General features: G+C 38.1%; 7 protein-coding genes. 2 read left to right on the top strand and 5 right to left on the bottom strand.

Annotation, left to right across the window (positions count from 1 at the left end; translation table 11 throughout):
• Window positions 1–81: 81 nt before the first annotated feature.
• A complete protein-coding gene (locus tag QYB95_RS18915; protein ID WP_301139925.1) occupies window positions 82–276 on the bottom strand; it encodes an aspartyl-phosphate phosphatase Spo0E family protein in 195 nt (64 codons plus the stop codon).
• A 352-nt stretch (window positions 277–628) separates the two neighbouring features.
• The gene (locus QYB95_RS18910) at window positions 629–1,006 is read right to left on the bottom strand and encodes an SET domain-containing protein (RefSeq protein ID WP_301139924.1); all 378 of its coding nucleotides are present in this window, start codon (window positions 1,004–1,006) and stop codon (window positions 629–631) included.
• Window positions 1,007–1,309: 303 nt separating this feature from the next.
• Here QYB95_RS18910 and QYB95_RS18905 point away from each other — a divergent pair, with 303 nt between their 5' ends.
• A complete protein-coding gene (locus QYB95_RS18905) occupies window positions 1,310–1,792 on the top strand; it encodes a YuzC family spore coat inner layer protein (protein WP_301139923.1) in 483 nt (160 codons plus the stop codon).
• A gap of 132 nt (window positions 1,793–1,924) precedes the next feature.
• Here the strand turns inward: QYB95_RS18905 and QYB95_RS18900 are convergent, their stop codons facing one another.
• Window positions 1,925–2,692 (bottom strand): SDR family oxidoreductase, encoded by a 768-nt coding sequence (locus tag QYB95_RS18900; RefSeq protein ID WP_301139922.1) that lies wholly within the window; start codon window positions 2,690–2,692, stop codon window positions 1,925–1,927.
• A gap of 224 nt (window positions 2,693–2,916) precedes the next feature.
• On the opposite strand from QYB95_RS18900, the gene QYB95_RS18895 reads away from it, so the two are divergent.
• Window positions 2,917–3,606, top strand: a complete 690-nt coding sequence (locus QYB95_RS18895; protein ID WP_301139921.1) for a DUF421 domain-containing protein — start codon at window positions 2,917–2,919, stop codon at window positions 3,604–3,606.
• A gap of 119 nt (window positions 3,607–3,725) precedes the next feature.
• Here QYB95_RS18895 and QYB95_RS18890 read toward each other — a convergent pair whose 3' ends face one another.
• Window positions 3,726–4,742 (bottom strand): AI-2E family transporter, encoded by a 1,017-nt coding sequence (locus tag QYB95_RS18890; RefSeq protein ID WP_301139920.1) that lies wholly within the window; start codon window positions 4,740–4,742, stop codon window positions 3,726–3,728.
• A 342-nt stretch (window positions 4,743–5,084) separates the two neighbouring features.
• Window positions 5,085–6,044: an oxygen-dependent tRNA uridine(34) hydroxylase TrhO gene (gene trhO, locus QYB95_RS18885; RefSeq protein WP_301139919.1), complete on the bottom strand. Its 960-nt coding sequence runs from the start codon at window positions 6,042–6,044 to the stop codon at window positions 5,085–5,087.
• Window positions 6,045–6,302: the final 258 nt, after the last annotated feature.

Genomic DNA, 6,302 nt, shown 5'->3' with positions numbered 1-6,302 from the left:
ATATCAACACAGGATTTTTAATCAAATATTCTTGTTTTACGATTTCCTTCGTTTTTGCAAAACTATCTAACTTCTATATCGTCAGTTTACCCCAACATAGGCATTTTGTTTAGAGTTAAGTTTTTGGAAATGATTCAGGACTATGTCTAATTCTTGGCTGCATTTTACAGTTTCCGGATGTGTTAACCCTTTTGACAATCCAATATCTATCATACGACTCTGTAGCGTAACAATCGCATTTTCCAAATCTAATAAAGACATAGTTTCTTTACTCATAATCAAAATTCATTCCCTCCAACTTCTCCTATTATATTCGCAGATTCATAATTGTTATTTCTATCTAATCTTCCAAACAAGTATCAATATACATTTGTTATTTTATATTTTAGTTTAGTTAGAAATAGGAAAACCTTCCTAAAACATCCAATATATTTCCTATTATCGCAATAGTACCCTCATATAGGCGTAGTAAACATTAAATTTACTACTGGCCACAAATATATTTCCGACGCAAAAAAATGTGTTAGTCCAACTTTGGATTAACACATCTTTTACTAGAATTATTCTAAGAATCTCTATTAAATATCCAATTACCTCGAGTATCTGCTCTATGGCTGCAATCTATACCTCAATCTTTATTAAACCAGAGCGGCTCGTTGTCATCGACATCCCCATTATAATTGATAAGGAGCTCCTCACCCGCTTTTATGTCCTTGTAAGCATAGAAATCGAATGTATGATTGTCAAAATTAATCTCATAAATGGCATTCGGTTCATATGAATGATTAAACAGCATGCCATAGCCTAGAAGAATGGCCGAATGATTGATCCCATACTCAAAAGCGTAATCAGCAAGGAGGGTTTTCTCAATGTGTTCATGCTGCTCGTTAGGATAAGATATAACAGGTGCTTCATGAAAAAGCTCCCCTTTTTTGATATCCCGTGTAGCAAATACGCCTCTATTAAATTCTCCATCACTTAGTGGAGAGGTTTTTACCTCAATCATATTGGTCTCCTACTCTTCTTTATAATTTTCTTTCTAACTGTACCATGAATTGGAGTATTGGCGCTCACTTTATTGCTTTTTTATATTAACTTAAAGATTTTATTAAATATTTTTTTATTGATTTTCCCTACATCAAGGTCATCCGTGTATATTTTTATAAGTTATTCTTCCCACTATTTCTTTTTACAATACATATTTTTAAGTCCGCTTTTCCTCCCCTAAAATGTCTTACCTGGTCACAAACCTAAATTAATTGAAGCACCACCCATAAGCTAGGGATATGAATCCAATAGGAGGTTTTTTATGCATTACTTTTACCAGCCCCGTTTCAACCAGCCGCCTTATACCAGACAGAATGTCTATCTGCCTGTTGCTAATGCTCAAATTGTTAATCTACATCCTTTGTTTGAGCACTTGAATCCTATGAACCCGAACTATTTGCATTATGTGGTACAACAGCAACCTAACCAAAACCCGCAGCCATCCAATCGTCCCCCCTATCCGCCTGTAGATGCTGATATTCTGTACGAATCTGCAAATCAATCAAATAAGCTTATGAAAGAAGCAAGTATGGTTCTGGGTAAATTGGCTTCTTCAAAGGAATTTGGGGCAAGGTTAATGGACGTTGCACAACGGTCAAATACCAAAGAGGTAGAACGGTTAATTCAATCTGTTGGAATCACATCGGATGTAGTGGTGTATTACAATCCTGATGGTTTAGAAATGGAATTTAGGGCAAGAAATTTAGATTGCTGCAAGCTTTCCATCTCAATGCGGTGGCGTTAGAAATCCTGGCATATCTATGAATTTCCGAGAACTTAAAGTCAACTTTACGCTGGCATCCAATTTCGGGAAGCAGAAAAAAGAACGAAGCATTTCATAACTTAAGAAAGGCTTTGTTCTTTTAAGTAAAGAAAGTCATTTAAGAAAGTCAGGATTATTATTCAAAAAATTGTTCCAAGCATTCTTCATTCCTTGTTCAATTTCTTCTTTTGTGGCCGTGAGTCGCTGTTCTGTTCCCCCGTAGCCAATTTCTGTTTTTTCATTGCTTAACCCATCAAATATCCCTGCAATAAAATCATTTAACGGTGCGCCGAATGTATGAAGACCTGCTCCACCTAGATCCGTATTGACTGCTGGGGGCAACACCTCCACTACCTCAACGCTCGTGTTTCTTAGTTGCTCGCGCAATGTCATTGTAAAAGAGTGCATTGCTGCTTTTGTGGCACTGTAAATTGGTACCCAAATGCCCGGCTGTATCGCCAATCCTGAAGTGATGTTAATAATAGTTGCTTCCTTTTGCTTGATAAGATGAGGAAGAAACAACATAGATAAATGAATCGGCCCTTCCACATTGATTGCCAGCTCGTTCTGGTAGTACTTCCAGTTGTTCGGTGCATTCAGTAAATTTACTCTTAGCTGTATTCCTGCATTGTTAATTAAAACGTTTAACTGCGGGAATTCCTTTGTTGACCATTCATACAATTGAATCCGTTCCTGCTCTATGGAAACATCACAAACCCGTGTATGCAACAGCGGAAGTTTTTCCTTTGCTTGTGCCAGTTTTTCCTCCCTTCGTCCCACAATAATTACTTCGTTCCCCTCTTTCAAAAATTGCTCGGCAAAGGCTAGTCCAATTCCCGAAGCACCGCCTGTAATCATTATTGTGTTTCCTGTTAACTTCATGGTACCCACTCCAATTTTAAATTTTCCGTCCTACAATCATCATTATGAGAAATTGCAAGCTCCACTTTTTCATTCTTCCTCTAAGCTATCCCTTTCCAATCATGACTTCAATAAAAAGGTACTGCTAAAATGTGATTGTTGTTCCAACGTTTAAGGGTTTTCTAACGATATTGTTGGCTATACTTACTCAGGAAGGAAAGCTTTTATAAAAGAGGTGAAATAATGTGGTACATATAGGACAAACCACCATCGAACTTATTTTTGGATTCATCGCCTTATTAATTGCTACTAAAATCTTGGGGAAAACACAGATTTCACAACTGACCCCCTTTGACTTTATATCTGCCATGGTTCTCGGAGAACTAGTCGGAAATAGTGTCTATGATGAACATGTAAAAATCTGGTCAATACTCTATGCATTAGTACTATGGACGATATTAATTTTTGCAGTTGAAAAATTAACCCAAAAACATAGAGGCCTGCGAAGAACCTTTGAAGGCTATCCTTCGATCATCATCAGACAAGGGAAAATTGATCGGGAACAGCTAAGTCAAAATCATTTGGATATTGACCAATTGCAGCAAATGCTTAGACAGCAAAAAGATATTTTTTCCATCCGCGAGGTTGAGTATATGATAATAGAGCCTAACGGACAAATCAGTGTGATGAAGAAACCAAAATATGCCTCTCCAACACTTGAAGATATGAGCCTAAAACAAAAGCCGGTCTACTTACCGTTTACGTTAATTAGTGACGGCAAAGTCGTTCTGGATAATCTAAGGGAGTCTGGGCATGATGAGGATTGGCTGCTTAAACAGTTGAAAAATAGGGGCATCACCCGTTTTGAAGATGCATTATTTGCGGAGTGGGTAGAAGATGAAGGATTTTTCTGTTTGGAAATGAGCGGACAATAAGAGGCATTTTCACAGTCTGATAATACAACTTAAGCAAACCAAAAAGTCGATTTCTTTAGGAACCGACTTTTAGTTTGCTTTTTTTATTTCATTGTATTTGATGAACGTCCCTATATTTTTCACTTCTTTAATATTGGCTTTAGATCTGTTGAACCTTTAATCATCTCCACTATAAATACAAACAAAGGAATACCGATGACTAATCCCCATGCGCCGAATAATAATTCCCCTACCATTAAAACCATGAATGTAAAGAAAATCGGTAATTTCATTGTGATGGAGTAGAGTTTTGGGTTCAGAATATACGATTCAATTGCATGGATAATCATAATGATAGCAAAAATATAAAGGACATACATAACTCCGCCTATTTGGAATGCAATAATCGTAAGAGGAATAAGAGAGATGACTACTCCGATGACCGGCATTAAGCCCAAGAAGAAAATCATGATCGCCAATCCCAAAATATTTGGGAACCCCAGGATCAATAATCCAATAACCGTTAAAACCGTGTTTACTGTTGAAATCATGATTTGAACTTTAATGGCCAAACCGAAAGTATTCAAAAAGCTATTCCCAAAGAGAACAACTTGGTTGTAGACTTTTTCTGTTTGATTAGTTTTAAAGGACTTACAAAAGACTTTAATTTTATCAATTTCCAGGATAAAGAAGAAGCTGAGTAAAAGCGCCATAAATGCTTCTAATAGAAACGTACTGACATCGGCTATTTTATCTAATATCGTCCCGCCAATATCCTTTAAAATCCCTTCCATATCAAGGTTTAAGATAAATCCGTAAATTTTCTCAGGAATCATGTCGCGATATTGTTCAAGACTGAATGATGAGCTTTGAACAATGATTGCAGACAATTGATTGATGGCAGATGGAAGATAGCGATAACCGGTAGTTCCGACAACTGCCAAAATAAGTGCATACATTAAGATTAACAACAGTTTTGGACGTTTTAAGGGCTGAGGTAGAATATGTAGTATCTTTACAAAGATTGTGTAGGCCAAATATGTGACAATAAATGTTAATAATAAAAAGTTTAATGCATTTGCAAAAAAGAATAGGAGACCGATAATGAAAATCATAATGATCCACTTTAAATTTACTTTATCTTTTAACCAACTCATTTTCTATCTCCTTCATTTCACATATATCTCCTTAAATACTTTCCGAAATAATAAACGTATTGGAGCTTTTCAAGGGTCTTAGTATTATCCTATAAATTTACTCGATTTTTTAAAAGCGTAGCACGAAAGGAACAGTATAAACAATACTAAAAGTTTCCTTTTCGACAAAAAATTCGACTTTTCACAAAATAGACATGATTTCAAAATAGTATTATAGAGTTTCAAAGTAACCGGAGTGATATGCTTTTCTTGAAATACTTTTTGTTGAATGGTTAATTCCTGCTTCACTATATTATACATACAAAAAGGAACATGAATTCGTGATTCATGCCCCTTTTTTCATTAGATATGCTGTTCGTTTTTTTCCAGTTCAGAAATGACCGCTTGTACATATTCCTGGGATAGATTGTGCTTTTCGATGTAGCGGTTTCGCGGATGTTTTGTACACTCGAGGGTACAGCCGCCAAGGTGTTTAGCTTCATTTTCTTCGGATGCTAAAATATGCTTATTGCATTCCGGGTTGGCACATTTCACGTAACGCTCACAAGGCGTACCATCATAATGGTCCTTTCCAACAACTACATGCTCTACCTGGTTGATGGGTACAGTGATTCTTTCATCAAAGACATACATCTGTCCGTCCCAAAGTTGGCCCTTTGCCACCGGATCTTTACTGTAAGTCGCAATCCCTCCGTGTAACTGGCCCACGTCCTCGCCAATTCCTTCAGCTTTTAGCCAGCCGGAGAATTTTTCGCAGCGAATCCCGCCTGTACAGTAAGTCAGCACTCGCTTGCCTTCGAAAAGTTCTTTGTTCGCACGCACCCATGCCGGTGTGTCGCGGAATGTTTCTACCTCTGGACGGATAGCCCCACGGAAGTGGCCAACATCGTATTCGTATGTGTTTCGTACATCAAGTACAACTGTGTCTTCACGCTGCATCTCTTGCATAAATTCTACTGGAGACAAGTAACGCCCTGTAATTTCATGTGGGTTAATATCTTCCTCCAAGCCTAAGTTCACCAGCTCCGCTCGCGGACGAACACGCATTTTTTTGAACGCATGCCCCTCTGCCTCATCGATTTTGAATACAATCCCTTGGAATAATGGATGTTTCTCCATCATCTCCATATACGCATTCGTATCTTCAATGGTACCTGAGACCGTTCCATTGATGCCCTCTGTCGCAACAATAATACGCCCCTTCAAGTTCAAGTCCTCGCAAGCTTGCAAATGTTCGGAAGCAAAAGCAGCAGGATCTTCAATCGTTGTGTAATGATAATATAATAAAATTCGATAATTCATGTTTGTCCACCTATCATTTATATTTGCAGGATATCCCTGATAGCATTAAAAGCGTAAGCGGCTGTTCTGCCCCGACAAGCGCTGGAGGAACCTGACAAGTGTGCCCGCACACTTAGGAAGGTACCGAAGCGACCTCGAGGGGCAAGCCGCTGCAGCTAGATATTAAAAGCGTAAGCGGCTCATTCAGACTCGACAGGCACTGGAGATGCCACTCGAGAAGACGCTTTTTGTCTTCTTGAGTGGCATTGAAGTGACCCA

Origin of the sequence: Ureibacillus aquaedulcis (assembly GCF_030418165.1) — a bacterium.
Lineage (GTDB): Bacteria > Bacillota > Bacilli > Bacillales_A > Planococcaceae > Ureibacillus > Ureibacillus aquaedulcis.
This window is presented reverse-complemented; position numbering and strand designations above follow the sequence as displayed.

Excerpts from the sequence above, each read along its gene's own strand:
- QYB95_RS18915 (WP_301139925.1), bottom strand. The coding sequence starts at position 276 with ATGAGTAAAGAAACTATGTCTTTATTAGATTTGGAAAATGCGATTGTT.
- QYB95_RS18910 (WP_301139924.1), bottom strand. The coding sequence starts at position 1,006 with ATGATTGAGGTAAAAACCTCTCCACTAAGTGATGGAGAATTTAATAGA.
- QYB95_RS18905 (WP_301139923.1), top strand. The coding sequence starts at position 1,310 with ATGCATTACTTTTACCAGCCCCGTTTCAACCAGCCGCCTTATACCAGA.
- QYB95_RS18900 (WP_301139922.1), bottom strand. The coding sequence starts at position 2,692 with ATGAAGTTAACAGGAAACACAATAATGATTACAGGCGGTGCTTCGGGA.
- QYB95_RS18890 (WP_301139920.1), bottom strand. The coding sequence starts at position 4,742 with ATGAGTTGGTTAAAAGATAAAGTAAATTTAAAGTGGATCATTATGATT.
- trhO (WP_301139919.1), bottom strand. The coding sequence starts at position 6,044 with ATGAATTATCGAATTTTATTATATTATCATTACACAACGATTGAAGAT.